Source organism: Nitrosopumilaceae archaeon AB1(1), assembly GCA_033471095.1.
Taxonomy (GTDB): Archaea; Thermoproteota; Nitrososphaeria; order Nitrososphaerales; family Nitrosopumilaceae; genus Nitrosoabyssus; species Nitrosoabyssus spongiisocia.
This window is the reverse complement of the sequence record CP136752.1, coordinates 1,105,577-1,126,891: the sequence shown is the minus strand read 5'-3', so window position 1 is coordinate 1,126,891 and position 21,315 is coordinate 1,105,577. Positions and strand designations below refer to the sequence as shown.

Here is a 21,315-nt window from a genome sequence, read left to right as displayed (position 1 = left end):
ATTATTAATTTATGAATCTTTGGAATATACACCATATATGAGTAATGAGTATCAACTCTTTGTTCTTATCTGTAGTTTGTATAGTGCCATAATCTCCTCATCGCTAGAGGCATCCTCTATATTTTTTTCGGTACGTATTTTGCCAGTAAATTTTGGAAATCTCAGTGCAAGTCCATTACCTTCCCTTACTAGACCAAAGGCTGCCTTGTGTATTGGGCTAATAGTAATCTCTGATGCCACAATCTCAATTACTAACCATGGATCAAACCAAACATCAGGTTCCATTGCACAGTCTATACGTGGATCTCGCTGTAGTGTAACATGAGAAGATAGTTCATGATATAATTGATCTAGTTTCTCATCTGTAAATCCTGTTCCAACTTTGCAAACACTACATATGGAATCATCAGAATTATACGTTCCTAAAAGAAATGTACCATACATACCTGTGCGCCTACCTTTACCAAAAAATGCGCCAATTATAATTAAATCAACACTATCCCCAAGATCATTTTGGTATTCGCGCTTTAATTTCAACCACAGATTTCCCCTAGAGCCGGCACGATATGGACCGTCCAATGATTTTAACATAAGTCCTTCACATCTAGAGTTCAAACTAGTCTCAAGAAAATCATTAATCTGTTCAGAACTGTTCAAGACTTTCATTGGTACTAGTCGTAGCATATCATTTTGTGGTATGACCTCTTTGAGTAATTCACGTCTTTCTTTATACTCCCAATCAAGACAACCAGAATTTTTGTAATATAGAATATCAAAAAAGTTTACGCATATAGGATACTTTGATACCATCTCCTCAATATCGTACTTGCGACGTCTGTGCATCAATTCTTGAAATGGTAAAAAATCACCATTCTGCGATATTGCCACAACTTCTGCCTCTAGAATTACATCCTCATTAAAGAATGCCTTTTTTACAGCATCACAAATATCCGGATAAAAACTAGTTATATCTTTAAGATTTCGAGAGAAGATTTTCACAGTATCATTCTTTATGTGTATTTGAGCTCGCTCACCGTCAATTTTAAACTCTGCGGCAAATCCAGATGGAAATTTAGCACTTGCATCCTGCTCACTTTTTATCCTATCTGCAAGCATGGAGCGAATTGGGCTGAATAGTTTAATTTTAAATGTCTTGAAACCCTTTTCTTTGAATTTTGTAATGTGTTGTGCTACACGGCCAAGATCACTCGATACATTATACGCAATTTCAATATCTACACGACGATCCTTATTACCAAACTGCGCAATGGATAGGGCATCCATTATTGTATTCTCTGCAATTCCAAGACGCAGGGTATTGAGTAGAATTTTAATAATAAATCGAATCTCAACATTACTAGAGTCATGCAGAAGACTAGAGACATACTTCATCTTTAGATCCTGCGATCCGCTACCTTGCAGATTGGCAATTTTAAAAAATGTATCATAGACCAAATCTACCGTAATATCATTAGAGAGTAGAGTAGTCTGTGGTTTGTCTACAAGAATGGTAGATGCAACAAGTCCCAAATCACCATACTTTGCATATGCATCTTGAATTTTTTGAATTGACAGACCAGACAGGTTGGACAGTATGCGTATGATTAGTTTGTCTGCTATACCAACCTCCACATTCTCAAAGTCGGGGCGCAGTTTTCCTTGAATCAAATATATCACTTTATCCATTAAATCAACATCTGTATTGGAGAATAGTTGTGCTAGGAGATCAGTCAGTTCCAGTCGCTTAGAGGTGCTCTCCATTTTTTCAAATGTTTTAGCAAGTATTAAAAAATCCAATTTAACCTGACTGTATAAAACCCAAATAAAACAGAACCTATATGAATTTCTCAAATGTATTTGATTATGGTCTTCCTTTCAATATTCAAATCAGACAATAACGCAAAATTATAATACGGGTATTGTTTTTTATACTCTTTCATAAAACTCCACGCAACATCACGTTCTTTAAATTCAGTTCGAATACCCTCAATTGTAAATTCTCGTCCACATATATCAAATATACACATACGATAAGATTTGTTGTGTGTTCGTGGAACTGCTTTTAGCAGCCAGAATAGTGCAAATATAAAAACAAACAAGACAATCAAGACCTCACCGGCCACTTTGAAGAAAGACAGTATGGTACTTGGAATAGTCTGCCCAAACAGTTCTACTATTTGACTAAATGAGAATATTCCCAGTATAGATGATACATACGGAATAATATAAATTCTAAAAATATTGAAACGTAATGTTTTCACGCTTTACATTACTCATTTAAATATTTAAGTATATAATTTCAGATTTACTAATGTCGTCAAAAGATTGAATGAGTCAAAATGTCTAGTGATATATCACATTTATTTTTATGATTCAGTGTATAAAAAATTCTTTAATCAGGATCTTCATAGTTTGATTTTTGTTGTCCATCACTAACAGAGTCTAGTGGTTTCATTTTGGATTCCAATACATCAATTCGTGCACGATACCCTTCAGCATATTCCAACTCACTTGGAACCAGAGTTGCAGGATGTATGAATCCCTGACTTCGTATTGATAATGCTTTTTTAGTTGCAATCTCTCTGATATAATCCCAGTCTGGTGTGGAAAAGCCATCAAAGGGACCTGTAAAATGCCCGTTATGCATACTGAATACTAGAGACTGAACAATAGGAATGCAGAAATTAATTGAAGCTGGAGAGTTTAGTTTAACTGGCATCAGAGGCATGTTGTGACTTCCTCTGGTATTTCCTGCTACATAGTGAGGATTGTTAAATACACTGCCTGCCTCTTCGGTTGCCGGAAACATTTTTTGTGTACGAATTATACATATTGGATCATCTTTTCCAACATAGGTTCCTGCAATATTGTGCAATCTGTCTGTGGACGCTGCAACTATTGGTTCACCATCACGAGTAGTAATTGTAGATACAACGTATCTGCCAGGATACATTAAAGCGGCCTCCAGTGTAGGTTTATCTTCCCACAATGTCAATTGTGCTATCTTTCCTTGCTCTACATCCATGACATTGAATACAACACCAGATGCCAATGATTGATTTACAATTAATCCAGTGTTGGACAGAGTGTCTACAAATAGTCTATACAATGGATAGTTGAATGCTCCAGGTTCTGTCTTGTCTGCTGCAAATACAGTAAACGCCTCATTAGTTCTTTCTTCAAATTCTAATTCTGCAACACCTGGACCCATACCTTTGATATTACCAGAGAAAGAGTCTTTGAGCAAGTCTTGTCCTGCACCATAAAGTCCTTCTTTTTTAGCAACCTCTGTTCCTGCCATAAACGCATTCCATGCAAGTTGATGAATTTCTTTACTATCAGTACCGTTATTGTGAGCCATTATGATGTGGACGTCGTCTCCACAATATCCAATATAATGATCAATCATCAAATTCTTTGAGGCAGATATAGTACTTTTTACAGCATCTAGCAGCCCGTCACTAGGTTTAGTGTGACCACCTATACCTCCCACATCAGCTTTAATTGCAGAAAGAGTAATCATGAAATTTCTATATCTACCTTTGATTTATGTGTAATGTGATTTGGTATCATCAAGTCTGATGCTGAAAAAATAACAAATGGACTAGAATTGAATCCAATTTGAGATATATTCATCATCAAATACTTACAGATACATTTTTCTTCTCAAATCATCAAAGTAGGATTAATTTTTAAAAATTCTTTTATTAGAACGATAATTAATGAATCACATGACCAATACATACAAGAGTGCAGGGGTAGACATACATCAGATAACCAAGAGCCATATGAAAATTGGAGAGATTATTACCAGTACACATAATGTACAGAAATCATCCAAGGTATTACACGGATTTGGACATTATGCAGGCATAGTCAAAGCAGGAGGACAGCGTATAGCAACACACACAGATGGTGTTGGGACCAAAGTATTGATTGCAAATCTTTTAAAAAAGTATGACACCATTGGAATTGATTGTGTAGCAATGAATGTAAATGATATCATTTGTATCGGCGCTACACCAATATCATTTGTAGATTATGTCGCCATTAATCAAAATAACCGTCAAAAATTAGCAAAAATTATGCAAGGATTGGTTGTTGGTGCAAAGAAGGGAATGGTACCAATTATAGGCGGTGAGACGGCAGTTATGCCAAATCTAATATCAGGTAAAGGGTTCTCTTTTGATTTAGCAGGAACTGTAGTCGGAATACTAGGAAAGGATGTAATTTTGGGCAATTCCATAAAGAGAAATGACATCATAATTGGGGCTGCAAGTAGTGGATTACACTCTAATGGTTTTTCACTTGCAAGAAAGGTATTATTCCCAAAATTCAAAATTCACGATAAAGTAAATAGAATAGGTGGTATTGGCAAGGCACTATTAACACCAACTGAAATTTATGTAAAACCAGTATTAGAGATTATAAAAAAGAGTAGAGTTCACGGTTTAGCACACATTACAGGCGGAGCATTTACCAAATTACTACGTCTAAAACAGATTGGGTATCAACTAGATGACATACCTAAAGCCTCAGCACTGTTTGGATTAATTGAAGAGCAAGGAGTATCAAACATGAATATGTATAAAACATTCAACATGGGGATTGGATTTTGTGTCATATCACCACAAGGTGAAGAGCAGGAAATAATTAAAACATTCAAGAAACATAAAATTAAAAGTAGTGTTATTGGCAGAATAGTTCAAAAACGTGGTGTTTTTATAAATTCAAAAAGAATTGCCTGATCTATATACTTAAAGGGTCTGAGTATTCAATCTGAATAGTTGAATAATCGTGAGTATTGAAACACATTTTATTGAGATAATTATCGGTATTGGAATTTTACTATTTGCTGCCAAACTTATGGCCGAATTATTCCTTAGACTCAAACTACCAATAGTATTAGGAGAGTTACTTGCAGGTATGATAATAGGACCCTTTGCACTGGGAGCATTCTTAATTTATGATGGCAATCAGCTATTAACTATAGGTCCGGAAATTCGCACATTAGGCGAGATTGGAGCAATTGTAATATTATTCATGGCAGGGTTAGAGATGACGCCTAAAGAATTTCTCAAAGGAGGCAAGAGTTCACTGGTCGTAGGAACACTAGGAGTGGTGGTTCCATTCGGTGCAGGACTTGCCGTATTTCAATTTTTTGGATTCGATGCACTTCAGTCTATGATGATCGCAACTGCACTAACTGCAACTAGTATCGCCATATCAATTCAAGTATTAAATGAGTTTGGAAAAATAAAGACACCAGAGGCCAGACTAATAATTGGCGCTGCCATAGTCGATGATATTTTAGCAATCGCAATTCTTTCAGTAGTAGTTTCACTCGCAGCTGACGGTAATGTTGAGAATATAAACATCTTGGATGTAACTTTGACAATTATTCAGGTGTTGGCATTCTTTGCAATAATGTTAGTGGTGTCAGTAGTAGTAATGCCCAGAGTAATCACAACACGATTTTGGAAGGCAAAGGGAAGTATCGAGGGAATAGCCACAGCCTCATTCTTTGGAGCAGCTGCCCTTGCCGGCTCTATTGGTCTGTCGCCAATTGTCGGAGCGTTTGCCGTAGGCATGGCATTATCCACTACCAAAGTATTTGCAAAGGTGGAAAACTATGCAAGTAAAATTGGGCTCATATTTGCTCCATTATTTTTCGCAATAATTGGCGCTCAGGTAGATTTTCGTCAAGTAGATTGGTATATCATAATGCTTAACTCCATAATTATTGTCGTTGCCATAGGCACCAAACTACTTGGTTGTGGATTGCCTGCATGGATGTTTCTCAAAGACAGACGCAGAGGTATGCGTGTCGGAATCGGGATGATATCCAGAGGTGAGGTAGGATTAATCGTGGCAGGTGTAGGTGTGGCATCTGGCATTTTAACATCTAGTGTATACTCTACCATAGTAATCATGGTAGCTGCCACCACAATAATTACGCCTATTTGGTTGAAACTCGAATACAGAAAAGAGATGCACAATGAAGGTGCAATGTCAAATAGTAATACAAAAAAGTTTTCAGATCCTGATGATAAGATGATTGTACAAAAAGATGTATGATTCATTTCTGATTAAAATTATTATAAAATTCATCTCGAAATTATGCACAAACTACAAACCATATTACCGGTTAGAGTATGGTGAATATCTGCATAATTAATCATGTATGTTTAAAGGGGGGCTGAATTTGACGTTTATTTTCACCCCTACACATCAGATAAAAATTAAATATACTATTCCAAACTTGGATCTTTCCAAATCAGTGTAAAGTTTGAATTCTAAAATTTGAGTCATTATAGATGATATTCATATTTACGAGTAGAGGACTATACAGTATATTGTAAAGAGTCTAGTTTGAAAATAGTAGAGAATTTTTAAAAAGTTTAATAATATGAATACGTAGAAATACAGTATTGGATTCAGGTAAGAAAATTAAAGTTGGTATAGGAATAGCCATAATTATTATAATAATAATTGGAGCTGCACTAGTAGTAATGGAGTTTATTGATAATGTCGAAGGAATTACTGGACTGATAACATCTAGCGTAATTAATGAGGGAATTACTGGTATAATAGAGGGCTCTGAATTAATGGGAGACGTTTCCATAGGAGTTCTTTTACCATTAACAGGGGATCTGTCCTCTCATGGAACTGAGAATTTTGAAGCTGCCAGATTTGGCGTAATCACATTTAACGAGCATCTAGATAAAATTAATGCTCCCTGGGATTTGATCATGGTTGGAGAGGATTCAGCTACAAATCCTGTAATAGCTCTAGAGAAGATAACTTCTCTTAATGCAAAAGGAATTGGTGTTGTAGTTGGTGTTGAGACTAGTTCTAACATTAAGAATGTTAAAGGGTACACAGACGCAAATAATATGTTGATAGTTAGTTGTTGTTCAACTGCACCTGCATTGGCAATTGCAAATGATAGTGTGTATCGTCTAGCCCCTGATGATAGAAATCAGGGCATAGCTCTCTCAAAATTAGTTAAAGATGCAGGTATAGAAAACATGATTATAGTATGGAGAGGAGATGTATGGGGCGATGGATTGAGTAAAGCTACAAAAGAGGCATTTCAGGAAAGAGGTGGCATAGTTACTGATGATATTCGTTACAATCCTGAATCTCCAGAATTTTCTGCATCAGTATCACTTCTTGCTGAACAAGTACAAGATAGTGTAGATGAGTATGGAGTAGATAATGTAGCAATCGTATATTTGGCATTTGGTGAAGTCTTGCAGTTTATGCAATCAGCAGCATCTCATGACATACTAGATGATGTGCGATGGTTTGGTCCTGATGCATATACGAGAGATTATAATTTGATTAATGATCCAATAGGGGCAAAATTTGCAGAGACTGTACAGCTAACCACTGTTTTAGTTGGATCATCAGATAACGACGTGGTTAAGGATATAGACAATTATGTTATGAGTACTCTAGGCAGAGCTCCAAATACGTATGCATATTCAGACTTTTGACTCAGTATGGTTGGTGGGACTATCTATGCTAGAGACACAGAGTGCTAATCCCACAGTTCTAAAGACAGTCATCAGAGATATTGCAGCAGATTATGAGGGAACCATAGGAGGAATCTAATCTAAATGAAGCAGGAGATTTAGCTAGTGCAGATTATGATATATGGAAGATTGACAATGGAGAATGGAAGTCTGTTGGAAAATACTTGTTTTCAGATGATTCTTTAATATTTAATTAATTTTCAAATATAATTTATTCAAATTAAAATTGTCACTAGTTTACTTTACCTTGTACAGCAAATAGATCATTTCAATATTAGATACATCATAAATAATTCTTTTAGCAATATCTTTATCGAGTTTCTTTAATTGTTTCAAGCATTTATTGGACCAATGTATAGTCCAAATCACATTACAGATTTAGTTTTTTATTTAATTGTTCAGTAGTGTGAGTTTTACCAGCTTTGATATCTGCAACGCCTTCCTCTATGTTTTTTATTATTTCAGGGGTCAATTCATCATCTATACTCTGTATTAACCTCAGAATAACAGCATCAAATGTTTCAGTAGGATATAATTTTTGTTTCTCTAAACTAATCTTTGTATTTTTTTTTAATTGAATTGTTGTGGACATCATAATTCACTAATCCGTTATATACCATTGTATTATAAAAATTAATCTAAATTTTACTCTGTTCCAAAAAACATTAGATTTGGAACAATACAGAAAAGTATCAGATATTACATTTTAGTAATATGATACGTTTTATATAATAAATAGCAAAGATCGGAGCACTGATGTATAATAAAATGTTGAAAAGTATTACTGCCAGTCCCAAACCAAGGGTTTGCACCTCAGAGCCATCAGACAGAGTCATTATAGATATACTAGAAAGCAGAGGATAGAGCAGAGTTTGAAGCATACCACGTAGTAGAGAGTTTTCACGCTCTACATCTGCAATTACAGGAGAGAATGTATAATAGATTTGACTGAATGATGTCATAAATGATGCTCCATGTACGGTATTCATCAAAGTTACATCACGTACTTCTCTGAGGAGTTGTACTTGCTGTGATAGTTCAGTACCATATGCTGCAGTTGCAACTAGACAACCGCCATCAGAATCAGGCAAAGACGCCATCTTTTCATTATTCATCATGGTGTTATTCATGGTGTTATTCATTGCATTAGTCATCAGGGTATCATTTATAGTATCATCAGTCATCAGGGTATCTTCTATAATATCATCGGTCATCAGGGTATCATCTATAGTATCACTAGACATCATGGTTCCATCAGGAGTTTGAGCTGAAAGCAGACATAGAATCAAATGTTACAGAGCCTGTAGGTTCTGAAATATTGACTAGTTTTTGCTCACTTGTAAAAAAAGTATTAGCATATACACCAGCCTTTATATATACAAATTTTTCATCAGAGCCAACTTGACCAAGATAGATGACTCTATCAGTATATGGCTGTGAAGAAGAGGGCTCTGTAGTTACAATTCCTACGTTGGCACTACTAATAGTTACAAAAGCATTATCAGATAAAGGCCCGGCAACGATTTCAATCAGTTTTTTACCATCAGACACTTTCCAAGATATTGAATAGAGTGTAGATTCAGCCATCAGGGGGTTGTGACCACTAGATAGTATATTTCCTACACCTCCAGAGTTCCCACCACCGCCGCCGCCACCAACAGATACAGGTGTTATTCCAGTATTAGGTAAACTAGTAGCAATAATTGAAGAGGATATCAGAGCAAAAGTAGTAAAATGGTTTGTATAGAAAATTACATTCATTCCATCATCAACCACACATTCATTTGTAGATGTATTTGTAAGTAAATTGGTAATTTCGGTAACATTACTAATACCACAATTGGAGATAAATTGTGGAATAGAACCAGGAGCAGAACTTTGATAATATGCGCTATAATTCATCCCCCCATAACCTTCAAATACAATATCTGCGATTTTGTTTAGATTAAGAGATGTATTTAGAGAACCGAAAGTTATAACTATAATTGGAGTGTTTATGGTGGCTGGGTTTTGGGGATTAGGTGCTATGAAAGTGTCAAAGTGTGGCAGTACAAATTCTGAATTCCAGGTACCATCATGAGTGATAACAGTATCAGTAGGAATATTGAGTGTGATATTATTTGTAGATACAAATTTAGTAGTCAGTCCCCTATCTAGATTAATAGTGCTGTTTGTAGTAGCTGTATAATTGATAGTAACATTATGATATGAAGAATTTAGAATAATTTCAGAGTCTATATGTAAAGTAGAAGGGTCTATTACAAAATTATCTTCTAAAATAATATGTTGTAAGGTTAAAGGACTAGATGCTACTGCAGTTATACCATTATTTGAATTATCTTGAACAGAATTGGAATTAGCAAACACACTGACATCAGAGGGTAGTGTATTTGGAGAAAGTAGAAGAGTAGTTACTTGACTTGTAAAAGTTAGAACCAAAGTAGGATTATTTAAATAATCAATACTAGTAGTGGTACTATTTCCTGCAAGTATACCAAATCCTGCAGGATTAGATATGTTTACATTTTCATTAAATGTGATAGTCAAGGTATGTGTTTGTGTTTCATAGATAGGAATACCGACAATTGTTGGGGGAGTAGTATCACGAACAATTACAGTTCTATTCACTTGAGTAGCAATATTTCCTGCCGTATCTGTTGCATCATAAGTTACAGTATAGTTTCCTATTTGTGTGGTATTGACAGACGAGTTGTTTATTATTAGTGTGGAGTTTCCGTTAACGGTGGCACCAAGTTCAATGTATGATGAGTTGAGTTCTATGATTTGTGGATTGGAACCGGTGAGAGTAATTATTGGGGCAGTGGTGTCTTGAACAACCACAGTTCTATTCACTTGTACAACATGTGATGAGTTTGTTGAATTGATTGCAGTGTAGATAACAGTATAGTTTCCCAGTGTGGTAATATCTACAGATGAATCATTTATTGTTAAATCGGCATAGAAACTAACAGCAACTCCAAGTTCAGTATAGTTTGAGCCAAATTCTACATATTGTGGATTGGAACCATGTAGAGTGATATCTAATCCATTATGTAGTACTAACATATAATTTGATGCACGCAAAGTATTATTTGAAATATCTGAAACAGTGTTAAAATTAATAAAAACAGTGTCAGCATTTCCCTCTGATCCACCGGTTAGAAAACTAGTTGTTCCACTATTAAAAAATATGGGTAGAGTTGGATTGTTTGAATAATTAATACTAGTAGGTGCGTGTAATCCCCCGATATTCAAGTTTGCAATATTAATTGTTACATTTTCACTAAATTTTATAGTCAGAGTATGTATTTGTGTATCATAAACAGGAGTACCAACAACTGTGGGACTAATAGTATCTTGAACAACCACTATTCTATTTTCTTGCACATGTGATGAATTTGTTACAGTGTATGTCACGGTATAATTTCCCGGTATGTTGATATTAACAGTGTCACCTCCTATTGTTATACTACTACTGTCATTAGTAGTAGCACCCAATTCAGTATAGGGTGAGCCACGTTCTACATATTGTGGATTGGAACCGGTGAGAGTAATTATTGGGGCAGTGGTGTCTTGAACAATTACAATTCTATTCACTTGAGTAGCAATATTTCCTGCCGTATCTGTTGCATCATAAGTTACAGTATAGTTTCCTATTTGTGTGATATTGACAGGATCACCGCCTATTATTACACTAGTACCATCATCTGTGGTGGCATTAAGATCTGTATAGTTTGAGGCAAATTCTACATATTGTGTGCTATTACCTATGAGAGTAATTATTGGGGCAGTGGTGTCTTGAACAATTACAATTCTATTCACTTGAGTAGCAATATTTCCTGCCGTATCTGTTGCATCATAAGTTACAGTATAGTTTCCTATTTGTGTGATATTGACAGGATCACCGCCTATTATTACACTAGTACCATCATCTGTGGTGGCATTAAGATCTGTATAGTTTGAGGCAAATTCTATATATTGTGTGCTATTACCTATGAGAGTAATTATTGGGGCAGTGGTGTCTTGAACAATTACAATTCTATTCACTTGAGTAGCAATATTTCCTGCCGTATCTGTTGCATCATAAGTTACAGTATAGTTTCCTATTTGTGTGATATTGACAGGATCACCGCCTATTATTACACTAGTACCATCATCTGTGGTGGCATTAAGATCTGTATAGTTTGAGGCAAATTCTACATATTGTGTGCTATTACCTATGAGAGTAATTATTGGGGCATTGGTGTCTTGAACAATTACAATTCTATTCACTTGAGTAGCAATATTTCCTGCCGTATCTGTTGCATCATAAGTTACAGTATAGTTTCCTATTTGTGTGATATTGACAGGATCACCGCCTATTATTACACTAGTACCATCATCTGTGGTGGCATTAAGATCTGTATAGTTTGAGGCAAATTCTATATATTGTGTGCTATTACCTATGAGAGTAATTATTGGGGCAGTGGTGTCTTGAACAATTACAATTCTATTCACTTGAGTAGCAATATTTCCTGCCGTATCTGTTGCATCATAAGTTACAGTATAGTTTCCTATTTGTGTGATATTGACAGGATCACCGCCTATTATTACACTAGTACCATCATCTGTGGTGGCATTAAGATCTGTATAGTTTGAGGCAAATTCTATATATTGTGTGCTATTACCTATGAGAGTAATTATTGGGGCATTGGTGTCTTGAACAACCACTATTCTATTTTCTTGTACATGTGATGAATTTGTTACAGTGTATGTCACGGTATAATTTCCCGGTATGTTGATATTAACAGTGTCACCTCCTATTGTTATACCACTACTGTCATTAGTAGTAGCACCCAATTCAGTATAGGGTGAGCCACGTTCTACATATTGTGGATTGGAACCGGTGAGAGTAATTATTGGGGCATTGGTGTCTTGAACAATTACAATTCTATTCACTTGAGTAGCAATATTTCCTGCCGTATCTGTTGCATCATAAGTTACAGTATAGTTTCCTATTTGTGTGATATTGACAGGATCACCGCCTATTATTACACTAGTACCATCATCTGTGGTGGCATTAAGATCTGTATAGTTTGAGGCAAATTCTACATATTGTGTGCTATTACCTATGAGAGTAATTATTGGAGCAGTGGTGTCTTGAACAACCACAGTTCTATTCACTTGTACAACATGTGATGAGTTTGTTGAATTGATTGCAGTGTAGATAACAGTATAGTTTCCCAGTGTGGTAATATCTACAGATGAATCATTTATTGTTAAATCGGCATAGAAACTAACAGCAGCTCCAAGTTCAGTATAGTTTGAGCCAAATTCTACATATTGTGGATTGGAACCATGTAGAGTGATATCTAATCCATTATGTAGTACTAACATATAATTTGATGCACGCAAAGTATTATTTGAAATATCTGAAACAGTGTTAAAATTAATAAAAACAGTGTCAGCATTTCCCTCTGATCCACCGGTTAGAAAACTAGTTGTTCCACTATTAAAAAATATGGGTAGAGTTGGATTGTTTGAATAATTAATACTAGTAGGTGCGTGTAATCCCCCGATATTCAAGTTTGCAATATTAATTGTTACATTTTCACTAAATTTTATAGTCAGAGTATGTATTTGTGTATCATAAACAGGAGTACCAACAACTGTGGGACTAATAGTATCTTGAACAACCACTATTCTATTTTCTTGCACATGTGATGAATTTGTTACAGTGTATGTCACGGTATAATTTCCCGGTATGTTGATATTAACAGTGTCACCTCCTATTGTTATACTACTACTGTCATTAGTAGTAGCACCAAATTCAGTATAGAGTGAGCCACGTTCTACATATTGTGGATTGGAACCGGTGAGAGTAATTATTGGGGCATTGGTGTCTTGAACAATTACAATTCTATTCACTTGAGTAGCAATATTTCCTGCCGTATCTGTTGCATCATAAGTTACAGTATAGTTTCCTATTTGTGTGATATTGACAGGATCACCGCCTATTATTACACTAGTACCATCATCTGTGGTGGCATTAAGATCTGTATAGTTTGAGGCAAATTCTACATATTGTGTGCTATTACCTATGAGAGTAATTATTGGAGCAGTGGTGTCTTGAACAACCACAGTTCTATTCACTTGTACAACATGTGATGAGTTTGTTGAATTGATTGCAGTGTAGATAACAGTATAGTTTCCCAGTGTGGTAATATCTACAGATGAATCATTTATTGTTAAATCGGCATAGAAACTAACAGCAGCTCCAAGTTCAGTATAGTTTGAGCCAAATTCTACATATTGTGGATTGGAACCATGTAGAGTGATATCTAATCCATTATGTAGTACTAACATATAATTTGATGCACGCAAAGTATTATTTGAAATATCTGAAACAGTGTTAAAATTAATAAAAACAGTGTCAGCATTTCCCTCTGATCCACCGGTTAGAAAACTAGTTGTTCCACTATTAAAAAATATGGGTAGAGTTGGATTGTTTGAATAATTAATACTAGTAGGTGCGTGTAATCCCCCGATATTCAAGTTTGCAATATTAATTGTTACATTTTCACTAAATTTTATAGTCAGAGTATGTATTTGTGTATCATAAACAGGAGTACCAACAACTGTGGGACTAATAGTATCTTGAACAACCACTATTCTATTTTCTTGCACATGTGATGAATTTGTTACAGTGTATGTCACGGTATAATTTCCCGGTATGTTGATATTAACAGTGTCACCTCCTATTGTTATACTACTACTGTCATTGGTAGTAGCACCAAATTCAGTATAGAGTGAGCCACGTTCTACATATTGTGGATTGGAACCGGTGAGAGTAATTATTGGGGCATTGGTGTCTTGAACAATTACAATTCTATTCACTTGAGTAGCAATATTTCCTGCCGTATCTGTTGCATCATAAGTTACAGTATAGTTTCCTATTTGTGTGATATTGACAGGATCACCGCCTATTATTACACTAGTACCATCATCTGTGGTGGCATTAAGATCTGTATAGTTTGAGGCAAATTCTACATATTGTGTGCTATTACCTATGAGAGTAATTATTGGAGCAGTGGTGTCTTGAACAACCACAGTTCTATTCACTTGTACAACATGTGATGAGTTTGTTGAATTGATTGCAGTGTAGATAACAGTATAGTTTCCCAGTGTGGTAATATCTACAGATGAATCATTTATTGTTAAATCGGCATAGAAACTAACAGCAGCTCCAAGTTCAGTATAGTTTGAGCCAAATTCTACATATTGTGGATTGGAACCATGTAGAGTGATATCTAATCCATTATGTAGTACTAACATATAATTTGATGCACGCAAAGTATTATTTGAAATATCCGAAACAGTGTTAAAATTAATAAAAACAGTGTCAGCATTTCCCTCTGATCCACCGGTTAGAAAACTAGTTGTTCCACTATTAAAAAATATGGGTAGAGTTGGATTGTTTGAATAATTAATACTAGTAGGTGCGTGTAATCCCCCGATATTCAAGTTTGCAATATTAATTGTTACATTTTCACTAAATTTTATAGTCAGAGTATGTATTTGTGTATCATAAACAGGAGTACCAACAACTGTGGGACTAATAGTATCTTGAACAACCACTATTCTATTTTCTTGCACATGTGATGAATTTGTTACAGTGTATGTCACGGTATAATTTCCCGGTATGTTGATATTAACAGTGTCACCTCCTATTGTTATACCACTACTGTCATTAGTAGTAGCACCCAATTCAGTATAGGGTGAGCCACGTTCTACATATTGTGGATTGGAACCGGTGAGAGTAATTATTGGGGCATTGGTGTCTTGAACAATTACAATTCTATTCACTTGAGTAGCAATATTTCCTGCCGTATCTGTTGCATCATAAGTTACAGTATAGTTTCCTATTTGTGTGATATTGACAGGATCACCGCCTATTATTACACTAGTACCATCATCTGTGGTGGCATTAAGATCTGTATAGTTTGAGGCAAATTCTACATATTGTGTGCTATTACCTATGAGAGTAATTATTGGAGCAGTGGTGTCTTGAACAACCACAGTTCTATTCACTTGTACAACATGTGATGAGTTTGTTGAATTGATTGCAGTGTAGATAACAGTATAGTTTCCCAGTGTGGTAATATCTACAGATGAATCATTTATTGTTAAATCGGCATAGAAACTAACAGCAGCTCCAAGTTCAGTATAGTTTGAGCCAAATTCTACATATTGTGGATTGGAACCATGTAGAGTGATATCTAATCCATTATGTAGTACTAACATATAATTTGATGCACGCAAAGTATTATTTGAAATATCTGAAACAGTGTTAAAATTAATAAAAACAGTGTCAGCATTTCCCTCTGATCCACCGGTTAGAAAACTAGTTGTTCCACTATTAAAAAATATGGGTAGAGTTGGATTGTTTGAATAATTAATACTAGTAGGTGCGTGTAATCCCCCGATATTCAAGTTTGCAATATTAATTGTTACATTTTCACTAAATTTTATAGTCAGAGTATGTATTTGTGTATCATAAACAGGAGTACCAACAACTGTGGGACTAATAGTATCTTGAACAACCACAATTCTATTTTCTTGCACATGTGATGAATTTGTTACAGTGTATGTCACGGTATAATTTCCCGGTATGTTGACATTAACAGTGTCACCTCCTATTGTTATACTACTACTGTCATTGGTAGTAGCACCAAATTCAGTATAGAGTGAGCCACGTTCTACATATTGTGGATTGGAACCGGTGAGAGTAATTATTGGATTTGTTGTCTGTGCAAAGGCAGATTCCATAGTAAAAAGAATAGTTGTAGAGAGCATAATGAAAACAAATATGCTCAGAGTTCTAAGAGTAGAATGTAACAAGTCACCATATATGTATAAATTCAATAATGAGGTTTTGCATGAGTGCTATAAAAAACTATTACAAATACAGTCCAAATTCAGCACTTTTAGGAATCCTATTCAATTAGGAATTTGTTTTAGAATGTAGAGAGAATCAGGGTCTGAGCCCACAGTAGGAGTGGACCAGGAGGGGTCTGAGCCCACAGTGGGTTCAGACCACAGGAACAGCAGAGATTTAATGGGGTGCTCACTGAATCCCTTCTATATTTTTTATTAAATGTATGATGAATTTCACGAAATGTGAATATTCACAACTGGATAGAATTTTACAGTGTTATATCTAAAAGGAATCAAAATATATCCAACATATCAACATATCTAGAATCTCAAACCTCTATACAGTTAAGAATATTTTTTATATCATGAACGCATACAGTTTGAGAGTTATATCGTGTTCATTCTAATGTGGTTTATTCCAGAATAGGGTATAAAATTAACAAATTTTTACAAACACAATTTTATTATTTAGTCCCACTGGATAGTTTTCTTTTTTGCGTTGTTGATAAACTAGTTTTATAAGAATCCAAAAAAAGTTTACATCTGTCCTTGATCTCTATTTTTTCGGTACTCAAATATTGTGAAATAATGATCTCCATTGATTCGTGTATTATTTCCTTGAATGAACTTATCTACATAATCAATAACATCAATAGAAATATTAGTTTGTAACATTTTAATCAATAAATTTATTAAATCATTTTTTTGTTCACTTGACAAATTGTCTTTGTATTGATAAATATCATTTAAAAGTTCAAACGTTCTAGTGATATCACGCTCATAAATTTTTGATATTAATGTAATTATAGAATTTATGCCAATTGGTGTTGACTTATCTGATTGTTGAGAGTTTAATTTCTTTAGTAAAAATAGTCCTTTATTCTGTATTTCAATTTGGTCGTCACATAACAATGAATTTGTGTATACTGTGATTTTATATTTATCGTTCTTACTAGGATTTAAATCACACACATAGTCATATAACAAATAACGGAATGGGTGTTTTGTATCTTCTGCCTCTTTGATACACAACTTAATAATTTTTTGTATTAAATTAGAATTAAATTCAGAGATATTCTCTCTCATTGTATTCAGTAATATCAGAATTATGTTTGGATTTCTATTTACAATTATGTCACCAAATCCTTCAAGTATAGTATTTTCTAATTTAGAGTCTTTAATTTTTAATAAATATTGAATCATGGTATTATCAATTGTGGTTAACTCTCTATATCTTTTGAATATTTGAAGTAATTCATTCTTGTTTAATTTGTACTTCTTCACATATAGAGTATCCATCAAAGTCTTTAATCTCCCCTCATCACATTTATTTACATAATTTAGTATCAAAGTTTCAAAATATTGTGGTTTCTCCAATGTAGAAATATCATTTTGTTGTTGTTTTAATTCAAATATAACTTTCAGAATTCGATCACACTGTATCACATCAATAATATGACTAATCGTCATACAAAGTTCAGAAAGTATATCACTCTGTAATGGAAATATTTCTTCGGTTTTTTCATTTAAAGAAGTTTCGAGGTAATCTAAAAGCAAATTTGGTACTAAATGTGTTTCTTTCACATTTTTTAAAATTCTTATAATATTCGATGAAAAAAGAGTTCGTTCAGAATTATTAATACTACTTTCAATTTCCATATACAAATTTCTATATTTTATNATCAATTTGTTCATCATTAAATTTAATAAGGTTTATAAAATTTTTGATTGTGTTTGAGGGTTTCGGATGTTATTTTTATTCCAGTTATATTCTTGTATATATTTAATTAGAAATGAAGGTTCAAATTTATTCGCTTGTAAAGCATCACTTAGTTGTTCGTCAAGATTTTGCATATGTATTTCTGGTATTTGTGAACCATATTTCAAAAATATATCAAGATCATGTTCATTTAAAGGAGTTGAAAAAATACGTTTTAACATATAGTTGTAAAATCCATTCGAATATGATTCTGGAATTGTAGTTAATATTGGAAATGCAGATTCTTTATTTAGATTGAAGTTGTAGTTAAAACTTGTACACAAACGTGTTAAAAGCTTTCCCAAAGTAACTCCATACCCATGTTTTGGTGTTTCTTTAACATACTCAAAAATTTTTATCATCGATAACATACAATTAACCAGTGTATTCTGATCACTATATTCTTCCAAGGTCATATCATTGAGTTTGTCAATGTATTTACCTTGTTTCTTTTCATCCAAATCTTTGAATAATTCTATAACTTTATCATCTGCAATTAAAACGGCATCTTCAAATTTATCAATACCCAAAGTTGTTTTATATGATTTTTGAGACAGTTGTAAAAAGGGTTGTATATCTTTTACTGTTATATATTCTGTGGATTCTAGAAATTTTTTAAGACGGGTTGTCTCCATTTTCAATAATTGTTTATCGTCATTACGTTGTAATTCAATAATTGATGCCTCTTCGTCATTCTTATTTGGAACAAGTAATTCTGGATTATGGTTTAATTTTTCATAAAATTCAGGCCACTCTTGCTTCAAAATTATAATTTTGATTAAGAAACCCGGATATTTAGTAATTGTACCATTAGCAAGTATTTTATCTTTTTCTCTGTATTCTGCTAGTTTGTACATTGCTGCTGCAATATTTAGGAATTGATTTATTTTCCTAGGGTTTTGAACCGCACCAGAAATCAAAACAGATTTGACAGAGTTATCAAATTCATTGTACTTTTTTAGTAAAGACTCGGTATACTCACTAAGATTTACTCCTATGAACTGAGGAATAGTTAGGTATACTTGGAAAAATTTATTGAGAAATTCATTTCCATAGTTGGATGGATACTTAGAGGTATCAGGCGATAGATGTAGATTCAAAGCTTGATCATCACATGCTAATATATTTATACAATTTGGCTTTACCATAAATGTTTGGATAATACTTATAGTTTTTATTACTACACTAGTTGTACATCGATCCAAATTATCAAAAGCGACTACTAAGTTTTTTCCATTCTTTGTTTTTTTATTAATTATTTTTTTATAAATTTCATTAAATTTAATTGCAGATGTAGTTTTAGATATCATTCTTTTGTTTATATTCAGAATTGTTTGTGTTAATACTACGAAAGCGCTAAGTGCTCCACCTGTAATTATTGAAAATATGCTAAATAGTTCACTGTTGATTAAAAAGTTAAATAACAAAACATGTAAAATAATTATGAGTACTGCAACACTAAGTTTCTTTGGTATTATACTAGTTTGTCTGACATTATAAAGAATGTCCTCCAGATTATTTTTGTTAAAAGGACATTTTAATTTGAAATTGATTGTCTCTAAAATTTCTTCTCTTAACGATTCTTCAGTCAAACCCCAAACGTCAATTTCCACATATGTAAAATTGGACAATTCTATATCTCTATCAACACATTCTTCAAATAAATGTAAAACAGAGGATTTTCCAACACCCCATTTTCCAAATAATCCAATATTAATTGGGGTTTTGGATTTTAATAGAATGTCTTTTAAGACGGACGCGTAATGACGATGTAGAAATTTATCGTCTTCTTCCTTCGATATGGCAACATCAGAATTATAAATAATCGGATTACTCTTCAATTTAGTTTTGAAGAATATATTCCAAAATTTACGTAGTACTGTCATATTTTATAATTATTAACCGATTCTTAAAAATTCTACCTACTATCACATAATTAATGGATAAACTAATTTTCAATCCAACGAAAATGAAATGTTTGACTTTATCATATACAATAGTATGATATAATCCGTATTTAGCTTATCTTAAATTAATACAAATAAAATGATATGAACAAATTTAATCAAGTCAAAGATATTACAGTTACAGTGTATATTGAACAGAAAAATAATTTTAAATATTTAAAAAAAATATAAAAACCATGAGATTTAAATTGGTTCAATATTTAAAAAATATAAAAACCATGAGATTTAAATTGGTTCAATATTTAAAAAATATAAAAACCATGAGATTTAAATTGGTTCAATATTTAAAAAATACTGGTTGGACATCAAATTTTACTTTTGAAGGTAGGTATGAATTGATGGGTGTAACATTTAACATTTATAATTTTGCAATATCATTGAATAAAAAAACATTAGAAATCCTGGATGTAGGATGTTCAGTAGGACTAGCAGGTAAATCTATGAAAAAATTATTACATGAATATGATATTAATAGTACAATTGAAGGTATTGATAGATCAGAAAATGTAGTAGATAAGGCTAGTAAAAATTTAGACGTATTCACTTGTGATGATATTATGAAAATAACACCGCAGAGAAAATTTGATGTTGTAATTGTAATGAATATGATATATTTTCAAAATAACAAAGACTTGGCAAAAATGATAGAAAAATGCTCTATGTTTTTAAAACCAGATGGTATTATGCTAACAAATAATCTAAAGTATATAAATGAAGACAGATTTTTCAACAAAATTAAAATTTGTGTGATATCTTTGCCAAAATTAAAACATGGTCTGAGGAATTACTATAAATTAATAAAAATGGAAATGGAAGAGGACGGTTATATTAGAGTATATAGAGTAGCAGGCAAAGAGAAAATTTTAGATTATGCACAAATAATTAGGAAGAATTGGAATAATTATAGTATGTTTAAAAAATTTATGCATAAACTAGATTACAAATATTCCAAACTTCATTCCATATGTAACAGAAAACCATACTATAAGAAAAAACCAAAATCATATATTAGAGAAATAATTGTAAAACATAATTAATTAAAATCAATATTTTAGATTATAAAAATAAATTTCAAATATTAAATGAAATTGCGGTATTTTTGTTTTGAGATCACTTTTTACATATTTTTATC

General features: G+C 33.3%; 12 protein-coding genes. 4 read left to right on the top strand and 8 right to left on the bottom strand.

From position 1 onward, the window contains the following. Positions 1-51 precede the first annotated feature (51 nt). From R1F52_06580 to R1F52_06570, 3 genes are all read right to left on the bottom strand, one after another. Positions 52-1,797 carry an ATP-dependent DNA ligase gene (locus tag R1F52_06580; protein ID WOV92771.1) on the bottom strand — a complete coding sequence of 582 codons (1,746 nt, stop codon included), beginning with the start codon at positions 1,795-1,797 and terminating at the stop codon, positions 52-54. Between the two features lie 50 nt (positions 1,798-1,847). After that, positions 1,848-2,261, bottom strand: coding sequence for a hypothetical protein (locus R1F52_06575; GenBank protein ID WOV92770.1), 414 nt, complete (start codon positions 2,259-2,261; stop codon positions 1,848-1,850). A gap of 131 nt (positions 2,262-2,392) precedes the next feature. Further along, positions 2,393-3,523 carry a fructose-1,6-bisphosphatase gene (locus tag R1F52_06570; protein WOV92769.1) on the bottom strand — a complete coding sequence of 377 codons (1,131 nt, stop codon included), beginning with the start codon at positions 3,521-3,523 and terminating at the stop codon, positions 2,393-2,395. Between the two features lie 208 nt (positions 3,524-3,731). Between R1F52_06570 and purM the strand changes: the two genes are divergently transcribed. The 3 genes from purM (at position 3,732) to R1F52_06555 (ending at position 7,502) form a co-directional block, all read left to right on the top strand. After that, the gene (purM, locus tag R1F52_06565) at positions 3,732-4,748 is read left to right on the top strand and encodes a phosphoribosylformylglycinamidine cyclo-ligase (GenBank protein WOV92768.1); all 1,017 of its coding nucleotides are present in this window, start codon (positions 3,732-3,734) and stop codon (positions 4,746-4,748) included. Between the two features lie 49 nt (positions 4,749-4,797). Continuing rightward, positions 4,798-6,078 (top strand): cation:proton antiporter, encoded by a 1,281-nt coding sequence (locus R1F52_06560; GenBank protein WOV92767.1) that lies wholly within the window; start codon positions 4,798-4,800, stop codon positions 6,076-6,078. A gap of 353 nt (positions 6,079-6,431) precedes the next feature. Next, positions 6,432-7,502 carry an ABC transporter substrate-binding protein gene (locus R1F52_06555; protein WOV92766.1) on the top strand — a complete coding sequence of 357 codons (1,071 nt, stop codon included), beginning with the start codon at positions 6,432-6,434 and terminating at the stop codon, positions 7,500-7,502. 409 nt (positions 7,503-7,911) lie between these two features. Here R1F52_06555 and R1F52_06550 read toward each other — a convergent pair whose 3' ends face one another. From R1F52_06550 to R1F52_06530, 5 genes are all read right to left on the bottom strand, one after another. Further along, positions 7,912-8,133 (bottom strand): hypothetical protein, encoded by a 222-nt coding sequence (locus R1F52_06550; protein ID WOV92765.1) that lies wholly within the window; start codon positions 8,131-8,133, stop codon positions 7,912-7,914. A 100-nt stretch (positions 8,134-8,233) separates the two neighbouring features. Further along, positions 8,234-8,830 carry a CFI-box-CTERM domain-containing protein gene (locus R1F52_06545; protein WOV92764.1) on the bottom strand — a complete coding sequence of 199 codons (597 nt, stop codon included), beginning with the start codon at positions 8,828-8,830 and terminating at the stop codon, positions 8,234-8,236. Continuing rightward, the gene (locus R1F52_06540) at positions 8,796-16,445 is read right to left on the bottom strand and encodes a DUF5011 domain-containing protein (protein WOV92763.1); all 7,650 of its coding nucleotides are present in this window, start codon (positions 16,443-16,445) and stop codon (positions 8,796-8,798) included. The genes R1F52_06545 and R1F52_06540 overlap by 35 nt, the downstream gene beginning before the upstream one ends. Positions 16,446-16,994: 549 nt before the next feature. After that, positions 16,995-18,014, bottom strand: a complete 1,020-nt coding sequence (locus R1F52_06535) for a hypothetical protein (GenBank protein WOV92762.1) — start codon at positions 18,012-18,014, stop codon at positions 16,995-16,997. 156 nt (positions 18,015-18,170) lie between these two features. Then, positions 18,171-20,102, bottom strand: coding sequence for a P-loop NTPase fold protein (locus R1F52_06530; GenBank protein ID WOV92761.1), 1,932 nt, complete (start codon positions 20,100-20,102; stop codon positions 18,171-18,173). A 353-nt stretch (positions 20,103-20,455) separates the two neighbouring features. Between R1F52_06530 and R1F52_06525 the strand changes: the two genes are divergently transcribed. After that, positions 20,456-21,220 (top strand): class I SAM-dependent methyltransferase, encoded by a 765-nt coding sequence (locus tag R1F52_06525; GenBank protein WOV92760.1) that lies wholly within the window; start codon positions 20,456-20,458, stop codon positions 21,218-21,220. Positions 21,221-21,315: the final 95 nt, after the last annotated feature.